1 pseudogene is annotated in these 438 nt (G+C 73.5%); it reads right to left on the bottom strand.

Going from position 1 to position 438, the window contains the following annotated elements:
• A pseudogene (locus FQ746_RS00015) lies at positions 1-438 on the bottom strand (MFS transporter); the annotation flags it as partial.

Genomic DNA, 438 nt, shown 5'->3' with positions numbered 1-438 from the left:
GGGAAGAAGTGGCGGGAGGGGGGCAGGAGCAGCGCGAAGCCGATCGCCACCGCGATGTCGATCGCGCCGATACACTATATCGCCGCGCGCCACGACATCCAGTCGCTCAGCATGCTCATGCCGACCCGCCCGACCATCCCGCCGAAGGCGGTGCCGCCCACGTAGAGCCCCATCGACAGGCCGAGCCCTCGCGGCTGGATCTCCTCGGCCAGGTAGGCCATCGCGGTGGCCGGCACGCCGCCCAGCACCAGGCCCTCGAGCGCGCGCGCCACCAGCACGCCCGGCCAGCTCGGCATCCAGGCGGCCGCCAGGTTCAGCGCGGCGGCCAGCGCCATCGACACGAACATCAGGCGGCGCCGGCTCAGGCGCTCGGACAGCGCGCTGGCCGCCAGGATCGCGACGGCGAGGCAGCCGGTGGACAGCGACAGCGCCAGCGAG

The organism is Paraburkholderia sp. BCC1886 (assembly GCF_900996245.1).
In the GTDB taxonomy this organism is placed as follows: Bacteria; Pseudomonadota; Gammaproteobacteria; order Burkholderiales; family Burkholderiaceae; genus Paraburkholderia.
The sequence above is the reverse complement of the archived record's forward strand: the minus strand, read 5'-3'. Positions and strand labels throughout refer to the sequence as shown.